18 protein-coding genes are annotated in these 20,689 nt (G+C 38.6%); 14 read left to right on the top strand and 4 right to left on the bottom strand.

Features of this window, described 5'->3' with window-relative positions:
• Positions 1–80 precede the first annotated feature (80 nt).
• Complete coding sequence (locus DWY55_RS14880) at positions 81–1,715, bottom strand: ABC-F family ATP-binding cassette domain-containing protein (protein WP_005827062.1); 1,635 nt, start codon at positions 1,713–1,715, stop codon at positions 81–83.
• A gap of 86 nt (positions 1,716–1,801) precedes the next feature.
• Here DWY55_RS14880 and DWY55_RS14875 point away from each other — a divergent pair, with 86 nt between their 5' ends.
• Positions 1,802–2,203 carry a response regulator gene (locus tag DWY55_RS14875; protein WP_005827060.1) on the top strand — a complete coding sequence of 134 codons (402 nt, stop codon included), beginning with the start codon at positions 1,802–1,804 and terminating at the stop codon, positions 2,201–2,203.
• A gap of 68 nt (positions 2,204–2,271) precedes the next feature.
• Here DWY55_RS14875 and DWY55_RS14870 read toward each other — a convergent pair whose 3' ends face one another.
• On the bottom strand, positions 2,272–3,102 hold the full coding sequence (locus DWY55_RS14870; protein WP_005827058.1) for a hypothetical protein: 831 nt from the start codon (positions 3,100–3,102) through the stop codon (positions 2,272–2,274).
• Positions 3,103–3,231: 129 nt separating this feature from the next.
• Here DWY55_RS14870 and DWY55_RS14865 point away from each other — a divergent pair, with 129 nt between their 5' ends.
• The gene (locus tag DWY55_RS14865) at positions 3,232–4,662 is read left to right on the top strand and encodes a CCA tRNA nucleotidyltransferase (protein WP_008664002.1); all 1,431 of its coding nucleotides are present in this window, start codon (positions 3,232–3,234) and stop codon (positions 4,660–4,662) included.
• 43 nt (positions 4,663–4,705) lie between these two features.
• Here the strand turns inward: DWY55_RS14865 and DWY55_RS14860 are convergent, their stop codons facing one another.
• The gene (locus tag DWY55_RS14860) at positions 4,706–6,958 is read right to left on the bottom strand and encodes an inorganic phosphate transporter (protein ID WP_034522753.1); all 2,253 of its coding nucleotides are present in this window, start codon (positions 6,956–6,958) and stop codon (positions 4,706–4,708) included.
• A 186-nt stretch (positions 6,959–7,144) separates the two neighbouring features.
• On the opposite strand from DWY55_RS14860, the gene DWY55_RS14855 reads away from it, so the two are divergent.
• The 5 genes from DWY55_RS14855 to DWY55_RS14840 all read left to right on the top strand — a co-directional run bounded on the left by DWY55_RS14855 (position 7,145) and on the right by DWY55_RS14840 (position 11,833).
• Positions 7,145–8,959, top strand: a complete 1,815-nt coding sequence (locus DWY55_RS14855; RefSeq protein ID WP_120151775.1) for a tyrosine-type recombinase/integrase — start codon at positions 7,145–7,147, stop codon at positions 8,957–8,959.
• A 236-nt stretch (positions 8,960–9,195) separates the two neighbouring features.
• A complete protein-coding gene (locus tag DWY55_RS22015; RefSeq protein ID WP_165853583.1) occupies positions 9,196–9,369 on the top strand; it encodes a hypothetical protein in 174 nt (57 codons plus the stop codon).
• Positions 9,370–9,638: 269 nt separating this feature from the next.
• Positions 9,639–9,860, top strand: coding sequence for a hypothetical protein (locus tag DWY55_RS14850; protein WP_120178125.1), 222 nt, complete (start codon positions 9,639–9,641; stop codon positions 9,858–9,860).
• A complete protein-coding gene (locus tag DWY55_RS14845) occupies positions 9,847–10,482 on the top strand; it encodes a hypothetical protein (protein ID WP_133303487.1) in 636 nt (211 codons plus the stop codon). Before DWY55_RS14850 ends, DWY55_RS14845 begins: the two co-directional genes overlap by 14 nt.
• A 520-nt stretch (positions 10,483–11,002) precedes the next feature.
• A complete protein-coding gene (locus DWY55_RS14840) occupies positions 11,003–11,833 on the top strand; it encodes a hypothetical protein (RefSeq protein ID WP_120178123.1) in 831 nt (276 codons plus the stop codon).
• An 887-nt stretch (positions 11,834–12,720) separates the two neighbouring features.
• Here DWY55_RS14840 and DWY55_RS14830 read toward each other — a convergent pair.
• Positions 12,721–12,918: a hypothetical protein gene (locus tag DWY55_RS14830; RefSeq protein WP_120178122.1), complete on the bottom strand. Its 198-nt coding sequence runs from the start codon at positions 12,916–12,918 to the stop codon at positions 12,721–12,723.
• A gap of 626 nt (positions 12,919–13,544) precedes the next feature.
• On the opposite strand from DWY55_RS14830, the gene DWY55_RS14825 reads away from it, so the two are divergent.
• The 7 genes from DWY55_RS14825 to DWY55_RS14790 all read left to right on the top strand — a co-directional run bounded on the left by DWY55_RS14825 (position 13,545) and on the right by DWY55_RS14790 (position 20,187).
• A complete protein-coding gene (locus DWY55_RS14825; protein ID WP_117878658.1) occupies positions 13,545–14,561 on the top strand; it encodes a DUF3871 family protein in 1,017 nt (338 codons plus the stop codon).
• Positions 14,562–14,609: 48 nt separating this feature from the next.
• Positions 14,610–14,732 carry a hypothetical protein gene (locus DWY55_RS22535; protein ID WP_255421214.1) on the top strand — a complete coding sequence of 41 codons (123 nt, stop codon included), beginning with the start codon at positions 14,610–14,612 and terminating at the stop codon, positions 14,730–14,732.
• 75 nt (positions 14,733–14,807) lie between these two features.
• The gene (locus tag DWY55_RS14820) at positions 14,808–15,080 is read left to right on the top strand and encodes a hypothetical protein (RefSeq protein WP_009037602.1); all 273 of its coding nucleotides are present in this window, start codon (positions 14,808–14,810) and stop codon (positions 15,078–15,080) included.
• 155 nt (positions 15,081–15,235) lie between these two features.
• Positions 15,236–15,823: a tyrosine-type recombinase/integrase gene (locus tag DWY55_RS14815; protein ID WP_120178130.1), complete on the top strand. Its 588-nt coding sequence runs from the start codon at positions 15,236–15,238 to the stop codon at positions 15,821–15,823.
• A 189-nt stretch (positions 15,824–16,012) separates the two neighbouring features.
• Positions 16,013–17,497, top strand: coding sequence for a hypothetical protein (locus tag DWY55_RS14810; protein WP_165859518.1), 1,485 nt, complete (start codon positions 16,013–16,015; stop codon positions 17,495–17,497).
• Between the two features lie 790 nt (positions 17,498–18,287).
• Positions 18,288–19,109, top strand: a complete 822-nt coding sequence (locus tag DWY55_RS14795) for a hypothetical protein (protein WP_120178118.1) — start codon at positions 18,288–18,290, stop codon at positions 19,107–19,109.
• A gap of 157 nt (positions 19,110–19,266) precedes the next feature.
• Positions 19,267–20,187 carry a hypothetical protein gene (locus tag DWY55_RS14790; protein WP_120178129.1) on the top strand — a complete coding sequence of 307 codons (921 nt, stop codon included), beginning with the start codon at positions 19,267–19,269 and terminating at the stop codon, positions 20,185–20,187.
• Positions 20,188–20,689 lie beyond the last annotated feature (502 nt).

Below are 20,689 nucleotides of genomic sequence, written 5' to 3'. Positions count from 1 at the left end.
AATATCTCTTAGTTAAGTGTTTAGTAAAATGAAAACAATATGTATCGGCCATTTGTTCGGACGCCGGGTTTAGCAGATGCTTATCGTTCCAGTTCGCGGAGGGAGTCCATTTTCTTCTTTTCAAGGAATTCGTAGATGCCGCTCAAGTGCTCTTTCACTTGTTTGTTGCCGAATTCATATACCTTGCTTACCAGTCCGTCCAGGAAGTCACGGTCGTGGCTGACGAGGATAAGGGTACCGTCAAAATCCAGTAACGCTTGCTTCAGGATATCTTTGGTTTTCATGTCCAGATGGTTGGTCGGTTCGTCCAGTATCAGCAGATTCACCGGTTCGAGCAAAAGCTTTATCATGGCGAGGCGTGTGCGCTCTCCACCGGAAAGCACCTTGACCTTCTTCATGGACTCTTCGGGGCCACCGAACATGAAGGCACCCAGCAGGTCGCGTATCTTGTTGCGGATTTCCCCTTTTGCCACATCGTCGATGGTCTGGAATACGGTCAGGTTCTCATCCAACAATGAGGCCTGGTTTTGTGCGAAATATCCAATCTGCACGTTGTGTCCTATCGTGAGGGTGCCTTCATGTTCTATTTCCTTCATGATGCACTTCACTAACGTTGACTTTCCTTCCCCGTTCTTACCAACGAAAGCAACCTTGTCTCCCCGTTCTATGGTGAGGTTGGCATTCTTGAAGACCACATGGTCACCGTAACTTTTCCCTACTCCCTCCATGATGACGGGATAATTGCCTGAGCGGGGAGAAGGAGGGAATTTGAGGCGTAACGCTGAAGTGTCTTCTTCATCCACTTCCAGCAGTTCCAGCTTCTCCAGCATTTTTACGCGGCTTTGCACTTGCAGGGTTTTGGAGTAGGTGCCTTTGAACCGTTCGATGAATTCCTTGGTTTCGGCAATGAACTTCTGCTGGTCGTCGTAGGCTTTCTGTTGCTGTTCGCGGCGTTCCTTGCGGAGTTCCAGGTATTTGGAGTAGTTTACTTTGTAATCGTATATCCGTCCCATGGTCACTTCAATGGTACGGGTGGTGATGTTGTCTACGAATTTACGGTCGTGGCTGATGACGATGACAGCCTTTCCATTGCTGATAAGGAAATCTTCCAGCCATTGTATGGATTCTATGTCCAGATGGTTGGTAGGCTCGTCTAGCAACAGCACGTCAGGCTTTTGCAGCAACAGCTTGGCAAGCTCGATGCGCATGCGCCATCCGCCGCTGAAGTCACTGGTCTGGCGGTTGAAGTCTTCGCGTACAAAGCCCAGCCCGAGCAGTGCTTTTTCTACATCCTCCTCGTAATTGGTGGAGTCGATGGCATAGAACTTTTCGCTTAAGGCGGAGACATTCTCGATAAGTTCCATGTAGCTGTCGCTTTCGTAGTCGGTACGCGTTTCCAGTTCCTTGTTGAGGCGCTCTATTTCAGCTTCCATTTCATGCAGGTGGGCAAAGGCTTGCGCCGCTTCCTGGAATACGGTACGTCCGTCTTCCGTCATAAGGTGCTGTGGAAGGTAAGCTATGACACTGTCTTTGGGGGCTGAGATTTTTCCACGGGTAGGTTGTCTTACACCTGCCAGGATTTTCAACAATGTACTTTTCCCCGCTCCATTTTTACCCATCAGGGCGATACGGTCTTTTTCGTTGATAACGAAAGATATGTCACTGAATAAAGTAGTTCCGCCGAATTCTACGGCCAGTCCGTCTATAGAAATCATTATATATTTTTTTAATGAGCTGCAAAGATAGTGCAAATCTATTATTTTTTATATCTTTGCCCCTATATAAACAAAACGCATAGGTCATGGAAATAGAAAAAGTGTCAGGAGATTACCGTCCGCTTATTCTGGTTGCGGAAGATGATGATAGTAACTTTAAACTGATAAAGGCTATTATCGGCAAGAAATGCGAGATACTATGGGCAAAGAATGGTGAGGATATTGTAAATTTGTTCGAAGAGAATCGCGACAAGGCGGAAGCTATTCTGATGGATATAAAAATGCCTATTATGAACGGGCTGGATGCTACGGTGATTATTCGCAAGAAGGATAAGGAACTTCCCATCATCATGCAGACCGCTTACGCCTTTACTGCCGACCGCGAAAAAGCCTTGGAGTGCGGAGCCTCGGAAGTGTTGGTAAAACCCATCACTCTGTCTGCTTTGCGTACATGTCTGAGCCGTTATTTACCCAAATTGGTTTGGTAAGGCTTTACTGATAATAAAAAGGGAACCGGATGACTAAGTAATGAATATATCATCCGGTTTCCTTCTTTTTATTCTTGTGCATTGTCTTTTCTCTCTTCCATCTTCTTTTTTACAAATTCGATTTTGAGATTGGCTTCTTCCATATTCTTCTTTATTTCCGTCATGGATGACAGCAGTTGTGCCAGTTCGTAGACGCTGGCAAGGGCCTGGCGGTCGGCGGCAGTCATGGTGATGGAATAGGGACGTTCCCCTTGATAGTTGACTTTGATATTCTTGTCCTTGTTCAGATAAAGGAACCCCATGACGTTTCCGTCTTCTCCCAGTTTGAAGTCTGCCTTTTCAATCTTTTCACCGAGGTCAGTGGTTTCGTAGCTGTCTTTGGCGGCGGGTGTTTCGGCAAAGCTACCATCGGGAGCAGTGACTTTGACGGCCACATGGTGGATATTATGGGCTCCGCAATAAATGGAAGTCATGCTCATGACTCCGTTTTCGTCTACCTGGAAGCGAAGGAAAGAGCGATGCAGATTTTTTTCTATCACTTGGGAAGGATGAAGGTAATTGCCGATATTCTGGTATTCGGCATCTTTTTCAAAGGTGTATTTCCCTTTGATTGCATCGAAATCCTTTTGCTTGGCTTGAAGCATACTGTCCAGATAGACCAGGCTCTTTTCCTGCTCTTTCAGTTCCACTTCCTGCATCAGGCCGATGCCTGCACGGCGAGTTTCAAACGCTTTGGGATAGAGCATCTTGATGCTGTCAATCAGAATCTTCGCTTCATTGTAGTTGCCGAGTTCAAACGCTTCGCGGGCAGCTTGTAGTTTTTCACCGGCCTTCTTCTCCACATCTTCGCAAGAGAAGAGTGTACAGCATAGGCATGCAAGGAGTATTACTTTTTTCATATTTGTTGTTCTTGGAGTTAGAGTCCACAAAAATAGAAATAATATCTTTATCTTTGCAGCATTTTAATGTGCAAATGTGCTAATAGACCATTAACACATTTGCGTATTCATTACATTAGCGCATTATTTATGATAGATTTGACGGCAGAAGAACTGAAGCAATATTTTAGTGATGATATATTCAAGCGGATATCCGAAACGGCTGATGAATTGGGATTGGAATGTTACGTAGTCGGTGGATATGTACGTGATATTTTCCTGCAACGTCCTTCCAAGGATATTGATGTGGTGGTGGTAGGCAGTGGCATTGCCATGGCCGAGGCGCTGGGTAAGCGTCTGGGGCGTGGGGCGCATGTTTCCGTCTTCAAGAATTTCGGTACGGCACAATTGAAGTACTATGGTACGGAAGTTGAGTTTGTGGGTGCAAGAAAAGAATCGTATACACACGATTCCCGCAAGCCTATTGTAGAGGACGGTACATTGGAGGATGACCAGAACCGCCGTGATTTTACCATCAATGCACTGGCTGTTTGCCTGAACCGGGTGCGTTATGGCGAGTTGGTCGACCCCTTTGGCGGTATTGGAGACTTGAAGGAAAAGACCATCCGGACTCCCCTCGACCCTGATATAACTTTCAGTGATGACCCTTTGCGCATGATGCGCTGTGTCCGTTTTGCCACCCAGCTGGGATTCTATATTGACGATGAGACATTCGATTCTCTGGAGCGTAATCGCGAACGCATCTCCATCATCTCCAAAGAACGCATTGCAGACGAACTGAACAAAATCATCTTGTCACCTATTCCGTCTAAGGGATTCATTGAGCTGGACCGCTGTGGTCTGCTGGAACTGATATTCCCGGAACTTGTTAGGCTGCAAGGCGTGGAGACGCGCAATGGACGCGCCCATAAGGACAATTTCTACCATACGCTCGAAGTACTCGACAACATCAGCAAGAAGACCGACAACCTTTGGCTACGCTGGGCAGCTCTTCTGCATGATATAGCCAAGCCTGCCACCAAGCGTTGGGAACCCCGTGCGGGCTGGACGTTCCATAACCATAATTTCATTGGCGAGAAGATGATACCCGATATTTTCCGCAAGATGAAGCTCCCTATGAATGAGAAGATGAAATATGTGCAGAAAATGGTGAGCCTGCACATGCGTCCCATTGTGATAGCGGATGATGTAGTGACCGACTCGGCAGTGCGTCGTCTCTTGTTTGAGGCAGGTGATGATATAGACGACCTGATGACACTGTGCGAAGCCGACATTACTTCCAAGAATATGGAGCGTAAGAAACGCTTCCTTAATAATTTTCAGTTGGTACGCCAGAAGCTGAAGGATTTGGAGGAACGCGACCGTATCCGTAATTTCCAGCCTCCGGTCAGTGGTGAAGAAATCATGAAGACTTTCGGCCTTTCTCCTTGCCAGCAGGTAGGTGCCTTGAAGAGTGCCATTAAGGATGCCATTTTGGACGGCATCATTCCCAATGAATACGAAGCCGCCCGTGCATTTATGTTGCAACGGGCGGAGAAGATGGGGCTTAAGGAGTTATGAGTTATAAGTTGCATGTTATGTACCATGCGTTATAACTCATAACTTATAACTCTTCTTTTTCTACTTGGAACTTGCGGCTTACTTTCATCAGGTTGATGGTGTAGGTCACTACGTTCTGGGCTTCTTGTATCATAGTCAGGTATACCATGCTGACTTTGATGCTGCCGCTCTGGCTTTGGATGCGTTGCAGCTCTTCGCGTTTCAGGTGAGACAACTGTCCGTTGAGGTCGTTGGCTTTGCGAATCTCTGTTTCCAGTTCATCATAATTGTTCGTTTCCAGCTTGTGGCGGCATACTTGTAACAGATAGCAGATGTCTTCGGCTACGTCTGTAAATTCTCCTTTCTGAATGGCATCCAGCGGATTGAAGTTATTGTCTATGTGCTCTAAGCAAGGTTCGCAAAGACGGCCTACGCTGTACACCAGTTCGCTGGCAAAGTCGTTGCCTTGATAGTAATAGAGTCCTTTTTCCAGTACGGTATTGTTGTCGAGACGGCACATGGCAAGTGTTCCGGTACGCTTCATCTGCTTGATGAGTTGTTTTTCGAATTTTACTGAGCCCATGGCACGACGCAGTCCGCGTAGATTCTCGTGTAGGAAGGAAGTGACGGTACGTTCAAAATTCTCTTCTGTGAATTCCATAATCTTCACCAGTTCTTCACGGGTATGCTTGCGGAGCAATTCGATGACTTCATTGTTGTCCGTACTCTTCATCAACTGTTTCAGGGTCTCGTTGCCTTTTTCTTTCTCCTTGCGCTTTTTGTACATCACTTGGCTACGAATCAGCATGAAGACTGCCAGACCAATCAGTGCCAGGATGGCAACCGTACCGCCGAAATGGATAATCAGTGCTACGAAGAAACAGATGGTGAACGCTGCTCCGGCAGTGATGAACCAACCGCCGATAACGCTGAGCACACCCGTAATGCGGAATACCGCCGAATCACGTCCCCAGGCACGGTCGGCAAGCGATGTACCCATGGCTACCATAAAGGTGACGTAAGTGGTGGAAAGGGGAAGTTTCAAGGAAGTTCCCAAGGCGATGAGCAGACCAGCCAATACGAGATTGACGGAGGCGCGAACCAAGTCAAAAGCGGCGCCGTCGGCTATGATGGCTTCATCCTTCTGGAAGCGTGTGTTCATCCACCGCTTGCTGCTTTCGGGCATCGTTTTGGATATTCCGTTAGCCAGAGTCATGCTGAAGCGTACCAGCGTACGGGCTATCGGGGTACTTCCGAAGTTCTCTTCACCGTCATCCTGGCGGGCAAGGTCCACGGAAGTCTTGATAACGTTGTGGGCTTTCTTGGATGTGCAGAGTGCATAAACCATAATGGCGCCTGCACCGATAAGGAAATACCACGGGGTTTTGGCTGCACCGAGGAGTGAGGACATCAGGAATCCGTCGGGGCCGGCGGCCGTACCATTGGCTGTATAGTCAATAAATGAGGAATATCCTGCGAGGGGGACACCGATAAAGTTCACCAAGTCATTGCCGGCAAAGGCAAGAGCGAGGGCGAAAGTACCCATCAGAACCACTACTTTGAAGACATTTATCTTGCACCAATGCAGTATCTGCATCAGTATGGTGAAGAATACAAAGAAACCGGTTATCAGCAATGCGGTATTGTCGTGTATCCATTGCTTGTTTTCAGGGGTCATGAATGAGCTGTCTTTCAGCCCCTTTATCAGCATGAAGTAGATGATGCTGGTGGCAGCTATACCACCGAACAGCGCGATGCTGTATTTCATGTTCTTCTTGTAGTTGAAGGTGAACACGATACGTGCCAGCCACTGTACCAGCATACCGAAGAAGAAGGCAATGGCTACGGATACAAAAATGGCCATGATGACAGACAGTGCCTTGTCTGTATTGATGAGGTCGCCCAGTCCCAATGTATCGCTGTTATAGACCTTGATGAGCGCCAGTGCGAACGTACCTCCCAACAGTTCGAACACCATGGATACAGTGGTGGAGGTAGGCATTCCCATAGTGTTGAAGACATCTAATAGCACGACGTCCGTCAACATGACGGCAAGCAGAATGCACATGATTTCGGCAAAGTAGAAGTGCTCCGGTTGATAGATGCCGTGTCGTGCAATGTCCATCATGCCATTGCTGAGTGCCGCACCGATGAAGACGCCAATGCCTGCAATGAACAGTATGGTTTTGAAAGATGCTGCCTTTGCTCCGACAGCCGACTGAAGAAAATTGACCGCATCATTACTGACACCTACCACGAGGTCGAAAATCGCGAGTACGAACAGAAAGATGACGATACCCAGATAAATTGTTTCCATAGACATGTATTTTATTTCCGGCTGCAAAGGAAAGAGTTTGGTGTTGCAGGGAAATGTCATACATGTTACAGAAGTGTTACAAATGTTTCTGAGATGGCTTGTAAGTGACCATATTAGACTGAAATACTCTATTTAACCAGAAAAAGTAATCATTAATTCTAATCATAAAGTTTAATAATAAAGGGTATGGATGAGCAGATATTTTTAGATTTTAAGTTGAATTTTAATTTGTGTAGCTCAAAGCTAGATAGACCAACTCTTGTTTATGCAGTTGTTTATTTTAGGGGTAAACAATATAAGATTAGTACTGGTGTGAAAGTATATCCAAATCAATGGAACAAACGAAAGCAGATTGCAATGGTTAGTACTGGTTTTACAAAGTTGGATAATCGTAATAATAGCATTGTGAATAGTAAACTTCAAGAGATTTTATATCGTTTTGAGCAAAGTAAATTATACCTTTGTGACAATGTAGAACAGATTGGCTGTTTATATTATATATTGAAACGGTATATTAATCCTAATATGAAAGATAGAAGTGTTAAAATGAAAATAGAAGAAGTTGGTACTGTTATACTTTCTAGATATGCTGAAAAAAAAGGGCGAGGGTATGATGGAGCAGTTAGTAATTTGAAGAAGTATCTAAAAGAGAAAGAAAGAAGTGATACTTTGGAGAATATAAATAAAAAATTATTAGAAGATTACCAAGAATATTTGTGTAGTACTCCAACTAAAGGGAATGTGGTAAGAACGTATAATACAATAAAGGATACGTTGATGAAGCTAAGAACTTTGCTTAAAATGGCACATGAGGATACTAATATTACGTTTGACTATTATAAAAATGAGATTGATAAATTTAAGATTATACAAAGTGAATTGAGTAGGAAAGAAAAGAAGAGCAAACAAGTACCGTTAACGGAAGAGCAAGTAGAGATTTTGTATAAATTAAAGTTATCTGGCATAGAAGAAGAGGTTAGAGATGTGTTTGTGTGTCAATGCTTATTGGGGCAACGCATTGGTGATATGCCTAGATTATTTAGGGGGGATTATACTATAATTGACAATAATACAGTTACTATTCCAGTACAGAAAACCAATGAGGATGCTACTATTTATTTATTCCCAATAGCAAAAGAATTATTGAGTAAATATCGTGAAAGGGGCTTTAGACATTTACAAATTCCAGCAACAGAGGAAGAATGCAAAAAAAGTAGAATGGTAGATGTCCTAAATAGTATAATAAAGAAGATTTGTAAAGATGCAGGCTTTGATAGTGGTGTCACTTATAAAGAGCAAAGGGGAACTGAGAAACTAACTTTGACAAAGAAATTGTATGAATTAATTCATACCCATATTGCAAGGCATACTTTTATAACAATAATGTGTAATATGGGCATTCCTAAAGAGACTGTTATTATTGCAACAGCCCACGAAGACACCAAAATGATAGATGAGGTTTATTTACATCAATCTGCCCAAGACAATGCGATGAAATTAGCTGCTGCCATTGAGGAAAAAGCCAGAGGTAGTATTTTTAATACTGGTGAAACATTTCCAATCAATAAAGTAGAGCATACTATGAATGTTCCAATAGGAATTACTTTTGAAACCTTGCTGGACACTCAATTTTTTGCATCCAGCATCAATAAGGCTGTTGAACTACAATCACAAGTAGGTCACTTGAAGGATGGGAAACTATGTAGCTATGACAATGAAATTGCGTCCCTTATAAGCGAGATAGAAAAGTTCTCCCAATCTTCCACTTCTGATTCTGATGTGGCAAAACAATATGTGAAACAGTTATCTGTTGGGAAGCTGTCAGACCTGCATGAGTGTTTTAGGGAAATGATTATCAAGTGCATTAAGATTGGTATCAGTAAGGATGCAATTATGCAGTTTATCAATAAGGCTTTGGAAATAGGCTTGTTGGATAATGAAAGATTCATCAATATAAAAGAAATTACTACAGCCTTATTGGATAAAAGAAATCAAGACTGACAAGTTTTTTATGAAATTAGGATTTCTGGTAAGGCTGAACAGCATATTCTCCCCGAACAGCTACGGTTCTGGGGAGAATTTTTGCTTTAGCCCCCTCAACCCAAATATTCCACAATTTCTACTTGTCGTTTGGTGATGTAGTCGGGACTTTATACCTTTGCACTGTGATTGAAAGTCAGAAATGACCGAGTTCCTCGTCACCCAGATTCACCACTACAAACCTAAATCCACTTCAAATGAAAGAACTGACCTACGCTGACATTCGTAAAATGGCACTGGAGCACGGTATCAAGGACACAAGGCTGCACATTGGGCTTTGGGCTTCTGACCGATACATCAAGAAACGAAAAATGATTCAAGGCAAGATGTACATGGTTTACCTGCCGTATCACAAACCGGAGCAGGAATAGTTTTCAAGTTCCAAACTTACTTCCAAGCTATCAGAAGAGGACATACCCTCACTCCATGAAGCTCCCTACACGAAGTTTTAAGAAAGTTGTCAAAGTGTTTTGGCACCTCACCAAAGTGCAGTATCTTTGCAACATCAACATGAGATAAGGGCGGTATCACTGAAACCACTGAATTACCGACTTGAGGCACATCTGAAATTGAATTGTCTGAATTTACCTGCCATTTCAATCCACCTTATCTTGCCAGATTATCTATTTAATAATTATTTATGGGACTAAGAATGAATGGAGAAACAGAACTTACATTCAAGCAACTACGTGAGCTTGCACTAGCCCACCAGGTAAAGGACAGCAAGACTGTTATTGGAATATGGGCTAAGCTGAACGGCTATTCCAAGAGACGCAAGCAGAAAGATAACAAGGTTTACACCGTTTACATCAAGATGAGCAATGATAAATCCAATAAAACTAACAACTATGAGAACGCATAGACTACCACAATTAATCAAGTACATTGACGTTAGAGGCGTTAACAAATCAATGATTGAATTTAAGGCAAATCTAGACAAACTGAACGACTTCTTTAGTATATTTCCCAAGTGGGGAATTTCTGTAACAATTAAACTGCTTAAAGAGTTAAGGAATGATTCTGAAGCCATGTGTAACAAATATTTCAGTATCATATCAGAAAGAATCTTGAATGAACTTTCTGCACGACCAGACGGTCTGGATGTTGAGAGCTACAAGAAAGAGGCTAGCCAATTAAAGGTGCATTTCAATCGCATTAAACTGTGCATGCGAAATACAGATTTCAGATTCTTCATTCATGAAGGATTGAACGAGGACATGTTTTATGTCTCAAATAATAAAGTTTATGGAAACCTAAACACAATGTACTTCTATATCAACGAAAATTCACGCTATGCAGAATGTGGAGATGAATCTTTTATTTTAAACAAATTGCAGGACATCTGTCACGAACTGAACGAACTCAGACAGTATGACATTTTGAATGCGTTACCAAAATTGATAAAGGATAGTCCCAACGAGGGATATGTAGTTGACTCAAACGCTTTCGACGAATGTATGGATAAGGTATTGTATAAGAGATGACAATAAAATGTATAAGGGAGGACTGTGCAAACGGTTCTCCCTTTTCGTGTTCATACCCACCAGACATATATCCCCAACTGTATATGTAACCAAGTCCAATACCCTGCCGCCATGCGAGCCAAGAACAGAAGTGATAAATACAGATGTACATCTAGTCTGGAATTTACCTATTCCCTATTTTGAGACTCCAATAAGTATTCCCGATTTTAATACCGGTACACTCCCTAAAATGATACCCTAGTAACATACCTATTATATAACATACCTTATATATGAAAAATGAAGTTCCTGCGGAACTACAATTTTCTGGAACGGGAGTTACAGATAATTCCATTAATCAGATGAATGACAACCAATCAATTCTAACGCTAAAGCAGTATGATATGGTATAAACCAGACAACATTATTTTTAAGAACAGGAAGGAAGCCAAGAAGTATTTTGGAACTAATAAATATTACAAGATTGAACGGGAGAAGAAAGATATAATATTTATAGACGACCACAAATCCATAGCTACTGATGGGGGCAATCAGACAGACATTGATAAGTAAGGATATTATCAGTTTCAAGAAGACACTGAACGCTTATATCTACTCCATTATAAAAATGAACAGCAATTATTATAACGGGGTGTCAGAAATCACCTATCCTAAAATAGCTGGACTGTCAGATATATCAGAGGGCATTATAAAGGCACATCTAAGTGAGAAGGATGAGAAGGGGAAGTTTGTTTTTAAGGACAATCCACTATTTCTAGGCTGGGAATATTTCTATGTTAACGGTAAAACCCATATCAGATATAAAATGAATACCAAGCCAGAGAACTATTTCATATTGAGGAATGACTTTATTCTGGATAAGAATCTAACCCCTAAAGAAAAAGACTTCTTGCTAAAGTTCATGGCTATTTGTACTAATAACACACATTACTTAAAAGCAAGCAAACAAGACATTAAAGATAAAATAGGAGTAGGTAAAAACAGCACTGTAATTGACAGCCTCATCAATAAAGGGTATATAGTTCTTATTAATGGATATTATATTGCCAGATGCAAAGACATGCCATTATCCAGAGACTTGGAAAGAGCCAATATCTACCAGATAATAGAGGACTTCTGTATAGGACACGGAGTTATACCACCAGCCTATGACAGAAAGAAAATAAATCTTATTCTTACTAAATACACTACTGTTGGCAAAAGCAACCGTCAAGACTTCAAACAGACACTAATTAAGAAATGCAAGCATATAGAGCAAGGGAATTATCAGTATTTATTAACTGCACTAGGTCTATATAAGAAGGAGATTAAACCATATCCCCAACCAGAAAAATTTGAAATCATATTATAGGGGAAAGCTCCAGACTGGCAGATAAGGTCTGGGGCTTTTTTTGTGTCATTCCCTTAACCTTATTTGGGTGTCAATAAAGTACAAGTTCCCGTCAATGCCATAGAGCACATTGTTTGGGACTGCATCAAACACTTCATAGAGTGCGTTATGGTACTCGTCGTAATAGTCCATCTCAAATCCCAATGCCTGCATACATTCAGCTATCTCAATCTTTCGTGGTTTCCTTTTCTATCTTTAATAGATATATAATATAGCTATTGTGATTACTGCTGAAAGTATATCTGATTTTATGTCTCTATTCATATAATTGTTTGTTATTCGTTTGTATGTTTTAACTTTTTAACAAACAGCTGTCGTCGTAACGCTGAGTTATTAACTCTATACATCATGTTTTTTCATCCATATAGGAACTACGATTTCTTTCATAAGTCTTACAGTTATATAAGAAACTAGCACTCTCAATGTATTGGGAATTTATTGAGCTTTTTATAGTTCTTTTACTCATCATCTAATCTCATAGTGAGGTATAGAATGTGAAATACATTAAAGACAAGATAAAAGATTAAACCATTGATTCCTCCTATAATGTAATAACAAAATAGAACAGATAAAATGTTCAATAGTCCGTGTATTAATGAATACATAGGTAAAATTATTATATTGTTAATAAATGTTTGTTTACAAAATAAACAAAACCTACATGATATTGGCGATGTTTGTCATTCATAGCTGTTTATGATGTTGAATTATTTTAATGACATCAGCTGCATTTTTGCATAAAATGTAGGAATCTAATTCATTCCTCGTTCAAAAGGGCGTTTATAAAGAGCATCAGTGCTACCATCATTTTTAGTACATGTGAAATTAATATTCTTATATATTTACCCTTATCTAGTTATCTGACGGACAAGGTGTGACAAGTCAATCCATAGACCGTTGTCATTGGCAAATTTTATCAGTTCTTCCGTTTGCCTTCCCTTATAGCCCTCTGTTGGTTCAGTTTCTCCTGCTGCCTCCTTACATCTTCCAATGATGCAGGCTGCCTGCTCCAAGAGGCTATTGATTGGCGTGTTCGCTCTATCCATTGCTTGTGAAATTCATTGATATAGTCCATAACCGCATAATCATGAGTTTATGCAAATGTAGTCAATTCATCTGGAATTGGCAAGCCAAATGCCCAACTCAAAAATATAGGTACTTAAAATCACACCCCTCCCCCTTTAGTTCTGGGAAGTGTTTCCATATAAGGTACAGAGCTATATAGGGTGGAATTACTGGCAGTAGAAAAATGGCTGGCATGTATATCCGTATCTGGTGTATGTCTCAAGCGCTTCTTTACTGTTACTCCTAACTACCCTCACCGTATCTTTAGGGGAAATGAACACCAGATGCGAAATCACCTTCCAACCCCAAACGCTTGAAATTCTGTAACAGCCATTACGGGCAGATACAGATTTATTACAGAAATACACATGCGTACAAGGCTGGAAGGCTTTTTGTTTCTGGTTATCATTCCCTTTTAATTCACTCATTACTAATCATAAATTATCGCTTATGGAAGATTTAAAGGCAATTCTGACGGTTGGTGCAATACTCGTTGTACCGTTCATTGCAGCCCCAAAGGTAATGTTTGCCATAGTGCTGTACATTATCATTTATATGGCATTCAGATGGAGAAATTTCTAATTATCAACTTAATAATTTACAGATTATGGAAGCATTACAGATTATGCCAGCCATGGCACAGAGAAGTAACAGCAATTTAGGAGAATTTGCAGAGGATGCAACGGTAGTTGTGGAAGAAACAGCAAAACCAAGTATTACTTTCTTGGAAGCCAATACAGATTCTATTACACTGGAAGAACTTGCAAACAAATGTGTTGTGCCTACTTGGGCAAACCAGGAATTAACCGTTGCACACCAAGACTTTGTTTCTTGTGTGCATGAGGCTGCAAGCTCATTCTATGCAGGTGAAAAGGTGAACTTTCCAGAAATAAGAGTTTCACATATAGTACGTGGCAGAATACCGTCCGCACTAGGCAAGAAAGCAAGTGAACTGTTAGAATGTGAAAAGACACAATTCTATCAAAGACTTGCTTTTGCCTTTACCGTTCCAACCATTTTTGAAACGATAAGAGGGCAAAGGCTTGAACTGTGTATAGGTGGGGTAAGGAATTACAGTGATTTGAATTTGTACCGTTCTTCCAAAGGCTTGGAAAAGTTCTCTGTCTTTATTGGCTGGAGAATGAAAATCTGTTCCAATCAGATTCTTACTGGTGAAGGTGTGAGGTTCAACATGGAAGTAACCAATATCAGTGAGCTTTACAGAAATGTACTGGAATTGTTTAACAGCTTCAATGCTGCCAAAGAAATACATTTGATGCAGACATTATCAGATATTTATCTGTCTGAAACACAATTTGCACAAGTGATAGGCAGAATGCGAATGTACCAAGCGCTTTCACCAGCGAGACAGAAAGCAATACCAAGACTTTTAATCACTGACAGCCAGATAAACAGTGTTTGTCGCGAGTATTACACGAATGAAGTGTTTGGAGTGAAGGATAATGCTATATCAATGTTCGATTTCCATAACCTTTTGACACAAGCAAACAAAATGAGTTATGTGGACGCTTATCTGCAACGGGCTGTTAATGCTACAGAACTGGCAACGGGCATTGCATCCGCTCTGCATGGTGATGAAAAATACAGCTGGTTTCTTTCTTAGCTGTATCTGGAATTATATCCTATTACTGGTTTCTCAAAACTGGAGATTATGCTACGGAATTTATTCTACGTGTTACTGGCTACTTTGGTATTCTTCATTGCAATGGCATTATTCCCACTTATAGCGGTGGGATATATCCTGCTGCTGGGCTACGCCATTGTTAAAGGATAGCTTGGTATGGAGGACATCTATATAATAAGGTATAGGTGTCCTTTTTATTTATAAACCTCTTAAATATTAAATGATATGGTAATAGAAGACAGTCGCGAATACAAGGCAGCGCAAGAACTTGAAAGAGCCTTGAACGATTATAGTTGGAATCCTAAAAGGTTTGCAGAGAGTACAAGATATTATCACCGTACACTACAGCAAGAACTTATGAGAACCATTGTGGCAATCATTCAAATGGTTGGTGATGAAAGCTATGGTACAGACCTTAGAAATCAAGCCTCACATGAACTTTGTAAAAAGATTATTGAGAGCGGTGCATTGGATGAAGCCTATTTGCCGTTCATATAGGCTTGAACGTAACAAAGGACATCATTAACTTGGTGTCCTTTTTTATTATATTCACTTCTTTACAAAGTGAATGTTTCTTTGATTATCAATAAGTTGGATATTCCAACTTAAAAATGACATTCACTTTTATTCATTTACATACAAAACTGAACATTATGAGTTTAAAATATTCAAGCACCACAGCAGATTATCTGCAATGGAGCGAAGCAATGAACTTGATAAGAAAACTGGCTAAAGATGGAAATTACAGAATTTCCCTTCTTGTAGCTCTGGGCTGTTTTACTGGCTTAAGAATATCTGACATTCTGGCTTTACACTGGAAGCAGATACTAAATACCAGTGAATTTACAGTGATAGAGAAAAAGACAAATAAGGTAAGAACTATTAGGATAAACACCCAACTTGGGCAGCACATTAAAGAGTGCTATGAACAGATAAAGCCTATAGGGATTAACGCACCTATTTTAGTGAGCCAGAAAGGGACTGTTTTCACTATCCAAAGAATCAATGTGATACTAAAAGAGGTGAAAAAGAAGTATAAATTAAAGGTTAAGAACTTTAGTTGTCATTCACTTAGAAAGACTTTTGGCAGGCAAGTTTATAATATGAACAGTGATAATTCAGAGCTTGCCCTAGTAAAACTCATGGAGCTGTTCAATCATAGTTCTGTAACCATTACTAAAAGATACTTAGGTTTGAGGCAGGAAGAACTACTAAATACTTATGACTGCCTTAGTTTTTAATAATTAAGATTTGAGACAGAACTTTTCTATAAATGCTCTGAATAGTTCTATTTCAAATCATTCAAATAAGTAGGAATAGCTGCCAATTATTAACAAGCAATAATTCTTGATATTCAACTATAAATTTGTATTTTTGTAAAAGCGTTGTTATGACTATTCTTTATATGTATAATCTTTAATACTAATAATATGAATTTAAAAGATATACAAGTAAATAAAACTCATGTTTGTGTTTTGCGAAGGGAAAAGAATCAGCAGGAGTTACGTGTAGATTTTGTAGAATTGTTATTTCCATATAGCAAGCAGTTGAATGAGTTAAAACGAATGTCAGAAAATAGGAATAGAAATGTATTAGAACTAATCGATTTTGTTGAAAACTCAAAATTGAACGTTTTGATGCAATCTTTTAACTTTTGTGAGTACTTATCTGAACCTTGGCAGTCATGCCCCAATATTACTAAAGTTAAAAGTGAAGATTATATGAAATTTATAGATGAATATAATCAAAAAATAAAGGAAGCCAAAGACGACAAAGAAATTGCTGAACAATTTAGAAAGAAACAAGACTTTATAAAGTCTCAAAAGAACAAATTTTATGAAGATATAAGTAAACATGTAATACCATATCTTCTAGAATGTATATATAAAAAACTAGAGGATGATAAGTCGGTGCTTGCTTTTTCTCATAGACGTATTGGTTGGTCTAAACCTGAATTTTATCTAAATGATGACTTAACGGTTATTTATAAAACCAATTTTGGATATGGTGCTTCTAGTTATTTCTATACTCATATAAGATATAAAGGAATTGATATATTACCTTATTCAGATTGGATTCGATACTATATAGCAAATAAGAACGAAATTATACGTTATACTCGCAAGCATTTATTGAAAAATGAGGAGTGGATAAAGACCATGCACTTTACAGCAGAACTATACAATTCAATGATTTTAGAGCCAAATACATTTATTGAAAATTGGATTATAAATGAAGTGGATGAAATGGTAAAAGGTCTTGAAGATTTATTAAATAGAAATGATAGTTATGAAATTATCCATAGTTATTTTCATCAAGAAAACGACTTGGTATTAGTTGGTCGTGATTTAATACATTTTAAAGGTGAAAGAATCGCAGGAGCGCTAAATTTTATGGATAAATTAAAAGAACTAAAATCTATATATTCTAATATAGAATTTTATATAGAACGCATAATGCAATGTAATTTGATGATTTTCCCCCAATTAAAGAATGAAATTAATTTAATTGGGAATGAACTAGGAAGTTTAGAAAGGGAGCTATTTCAAATAACTCCACAATGGAAGAACCTTAAACAAGAAAAAGAGAAATATGATACAATTAAACAAGAAATTATTGAAGAATTAAAAAATCTTCTTTTGGATTCAGCTGATTGTAATAATAAAATGTATTATTTTCCTGAATATAAAGCCCTCCCTGAATGGATATTTGAGGAAATGAAAGTACGCTTTAATAATTGCTGTCCTGAATATGAAGAATTTTTAAAAAAATATAATTATGTTAATGAAAAATATGACAACCTGAAGAATGAAATACAAAAGTTAGAAACCTTAGAAACGGATTTAAAAAATTATAGAGATACTATTTATAAGTATTTTACAGATATACATCGCTCTAATGAATTAATAGCTTAAAGCATTGATTTAAAATAGGGATTTTATATAAAAAACAAAGTTTAACCAACTAGTATTAAATAGAGGCAACATTTGAAGTAATACTCACTTGCTGCCTTTTTAGTTCATTTCCTTCTCTTCTTAACTAATTTATGCTTCTTCTTATTTGCAGCCTCTCTAAAAAACTGTTCCAGTCTCTCTCTGGTAATAGGCAGGTAACTGACCTCTGTAACCATAGTTTCTTTAATCTCTTGTGGTAGGTAGTAAATAGTGTAACTCTTAGGGGAGTTCTTCTTAGTAAGTCTCATAATTGTATTAATTTGATAATTGATAACTGAACTAATCTGATACGAAGTTACCTATAAGAAATAAAAAAATCTAATACAATATGCTCATTTTGAAACATAGAAGAATAAGTGCATATTTCTTTAAAATAGTTACAGTAAAGTCATAGCATTTAGAAATTCCACTCATAAAGAAACCAATGAGCTTTTTACCATAGGACTGTATTTGGGCTATGATTAGAGATGTCTATTTTTCCCCATACTTCCATTTATCATCATAGGTATTATGGTGGAATTTCCAAGCTGTATATGGAAAGGCTTTAAGAAGTTCTACAATCTGGGATATGATAAGGAACGGAGAATATAAAAATGTTTTTCTCATGTTAGACTGATAAATAGGTAAATCAATGAGATATATGAGAAAGAAACTAATTATTGAATATCTTTTTGTTTTGTTAAATAATTTCGTAAATTTGTAATAATGCAGTAAGATTACTATATTTGCCAAAAAGATAAGATGCAAGTGTATGGTTAGAATGTCGTCAAAAGAAGATTTAAATGTTCCTACCTATCTGATTGAGCATTTATTGGCTATCATTAAGATTACTAATGAATCCCCAAATTTATTGCAAACGCAAGCGGACTATTCAACCATTTTTGAGACGATTGAAGATGTGAGAGCATATATTTGTAAATGTGCTCAAGAATATGAAATCATAGAAGAGTTTACTTCTAAAAAATTTGAGGACTTAATTAATTGTTTTGATTTCCTTATTTGTGACCATAAACTAATTCGTCTCTGTAATTTATTGTTGTTATTTAAAAAGGCACAAGAGATTAAACTCGTATCTGATACCAATGAGCGTAAAACCTTAGAAGCTGACGAGCAGAAAATTATAGAAACAGCTATACAGAACGAATTATTTGAGCACTTGAAGATAAGCCATAAGTTGGAAGAATATGCCCCATTAATAGTCTGGAACCGTTCCAATCCTCCCACCAGTTTTGTTTATGAGAAAAAGGAGGGTATATACACCTATGCTGCTAGTAATCCACGACCTATTTCTATTGACAAAAGTGCTCTTAAGCAAATGAAGAATAAAGAGGCTGAAATTTTAAAATCGCAAACTTACATTACTAACCACTTATATAAAAGATTGATACAAAAAGGATTTGTTCTTCCTTCTCCATCACGTACAAAACTAAAGACTAAACCTGCATGTTTCATTTATGATACTTTGATGTTTTTGGGGTATTTCTCTAATGATTATTCCATTATGAATAACAAATATCGAATCAATAAGGCTAAGAGAGACCGTATAAAAGAGATTATAATATTCACAAAATGAAGGTTATCCAATCCATTTAAAATTGGGGGAATCATTAACACAACATCTCATGTTATCCCCCCCTAGGACAAATTCTTATGTCCCGTTTTTTATCGACCTTTGCCACCAGAAAGGAACGAGAGTAGAAATGTTTCTACTGGGATGTCCTATTTTTATTATGAACAAAAAAAATGAGCTAGCACTTCAAGTTTTAACACTAGCAGTGCTAGCCAGTAAAGGATTCAAGATAGCTAGGCTGTCAGGTAATCGTAACTTTGACGAAAAGGTGGTTAAAGCCAAAATGAAGTCCATGAAGGCAAATGGAATGTTAGTTCCTGCTATCATACTGGATGCAATGAAGGTTATAGAAGCCGGATTGGAAATTGTGGATTTTGAAACGGGGGAAATCATTAGCGCAGCTGATGCAGCCCGGTACGTTGTGTTAGCGGATGCAAACCACCGTTACAAAGCTCATCTAAATCTTCTGGAAGCTAACAAGGACTTAAAAGACGAAGAAAAGTACAAAGGTGAGTTCTATCTTATCTATGCTTTGAATGAAGAAATTACAGTCTCGAGAATGTTTTCAGAAATTAACATTTGTACAAATCCTTGGAAGGGAGGCGACTTTCCTAAGGGGGCTAAAATGGCGTGCAAAGAGGAACTTCCGCTACTTGATTTTATCGTGAAGCTTACTGAACAAGGTTATCCATTACCAACTGCCTCAAAATGGGGAACGTTTAAAGCGAGTATTACTAAAGAGATAATGGCAGATGCAATGGCAGGTAAGATAAGTGATAAATTACGGAAAACTAATGGATTGGAAAGAGGTGAGAATTTATTAAAAGCAGCAGCAAAACACCTCTCTAAAGAGGTTCTCAAAAGTCGAACTCTCGTTGATTGGGTTATCAATAAATACGATGAAGCAGACGATGAACAAAAAGTTAGTGTGATTGGCAATCTGGTTGACTTCTTTTCAAGTTTGAGCAAAGAGAAAGCAGAGCAGATAGAGAAAGCCAAAGGACAACGAGGTGGCGATACCAAAGAGACCATTATAAATCGTCTTCTTAACAAATTCTACGAGCAGTTCAAACAATCTTAAAGAACTTCTACTGATGAGTAAAATTAAAAGCCGGTTATCGAGATGATAGCTGGCTTTTTTGTTTATTGTACTTATAACTTTTTCTATCCCTAATAGTAGTTTATTCAATTTTATAAGTTATTTTTGTACAATTCTAGATGGGGTGTTTTAAGCCAAATATTTAATAATATCTCTGTAATTGCTTGTAAAACAGTATATGTTAGAAATGTCATACATGTTACAGAAATGTTACAAATGTTTTGGAATAGAATGGTATTGTGCTAAGAGCGATTGCTCTTATTCTCCCAATAATCATTAATGTTAAGCATTTAAGAGTAACAATATAAGTATAATAGAAGAGTGGATGCTTTTGTGTTTCGTATTTGGTTATTTCTATGTTAAGCAGCCAAATTACTAGTTAATTGTTTGCAGATGTCGAGAATTCTTGCGAATATTGCATACAAGTTGTGTGTAGAATTGATTGTAATTAGAACTTTGATATTAAAAATCAAAGATGTATGTA

Origin of the sequence: Bacteroides sp. AF25-38AC (genome assembly GCF_003602995.1) — a bacterium.
GTDB lineage: Bacteria > Bacteroidota > Bacteroidia > Bacteroidales > Bacteroidaceae > Bacteroides > Bacteroides uniformis.
The sequence above is the reverse complement of the archived record's forward strand: the minus strand, read 5'-3'. Positions and strand labels throughout refer to the sequence as shown.

Bases quoted from the DNA above. Each gene is read 5' to 3' on its own strand.
- DWY55_RS22535 (WP_255421214.1), top strand. From the start codon at position 14,610: ATGCTACGGAATTTATTCTACGTGTTACTGGCTACTTTGGTATTCTTC.
- DWY55_RS14865 (WP_008664002.1), top strand. From the start codon at position 3,232: ATGATAGATTTGACGGCAGAAGAACTGAAGCAATATTTTAGTGATGAT.
- DWY55_RS14880 (WP_005827062.1), bottom strand. From the start codon at position 1,715: ATGATTTCTATAGACGGACTGGCCGTAGAATTCGGCGGAACTACTTTA.
- DWY55_RS14810 (WP_165859518.1), top strand. From the start codon at position 16,013: ATGAATTTAAAAGATATACAAGTAAATAAAACTCATGTTTGTGTTTTG.
- DWY55_RS14870 (WP_005827058.1), bottom strand. From the start codon at position 3,102: ATGAAAAAAGTAATACTCCTTGCATGCCTATGCTGTACACTCTTCTCT.
- DWY55_RS14815 (WP_120178130.1), top strand. From the start codon at position 15,236: ATGAGTTTAAAATATTCAAGCACCACAGCAGATTATCTGCAATGGAGC.
- DWY55_RS14830 (WP_120178122.1), bottom strand. From the start codon at position 12,918: ATGGATAGAGCGAACACGCCAATCAATAGCCTCTTGGAGCAGGCAGCC.
- DWY55_RS14860 (WP_034522753.1), bottom strand. From the start codon at position 6,958: ATGGAAACAATTTATCTGGGTATCGTCATCTTTCTGTTCGTACTCGCG.
- DWY55_RS14820 (WP_009037602.1), top strand. From the start codon at position 14,808: ATGGTAATAGAAGACAGTCGCGAATACAAGGCAGCGCAAGAACTTGAA.
- DWY55_RS14845 (WP_133303487.1), top strand. From the start codon at position 9,847: ATGAGAACGCATAGACTACCACAATTAATCAAGTACATTGACGTTAGA.
- DWY55_RS22015 (WP_165853583.1), top strand. From the start codon at position 9,196: ATGAAAGAACTGACCTACGCTGACATTCGTAAAATGGCACTGGAGCAC.
- DWY55_RS14795 (WP_120178118.1), top strand. From the start codon at position 18,288: ATGGTTAGAATGTCGTCAAAAGAAGATTTAAATGTTCCTACCTATCTG.
- DWY55_RS14850 (WP_120178125.1), top strand. From the start codon at position 9,639: ATGGGACTAAGAATGAATGGAGAAACAGAACTTACATTCAAGCAACTA.
- DWY55_RS14840 (WP_120178123.1), top strand. From the start codon at position 11,003: ATGGGGGCAATCAGACAGACATTGATAAGTAAGGATATTATCAGTTTC.
- DWY55_RS14875 (WP_005827060.1), top strand. From the start codon at position 1,802: ATGGAAATAGAAAAAGTGTCAGGAGATTACCGTCCGCTTATTCTGGTT.
- DWY55_RS14825 (WP_117878658.1), top strand. From the start codon at position 13,545: ATGGAAGCATTACAGATTATGCCAGCCATGGCACAGAGAAGTAACAGC.
- DWY55_RS14790 (WP_120178129.1), top strand. From the start codon at position 19,267: ATGAACAAAAAAAATGAGCTAGCACTTCAAGTTTTAACACTAGCAGTG.
- DWY55_RS14855 (WP_120151775.1), top strand. From the start codon at position 7,145: ATGGATGAGCAGATATTTTTAGATTTTAAGTTGAATTTTAATTTGTGT.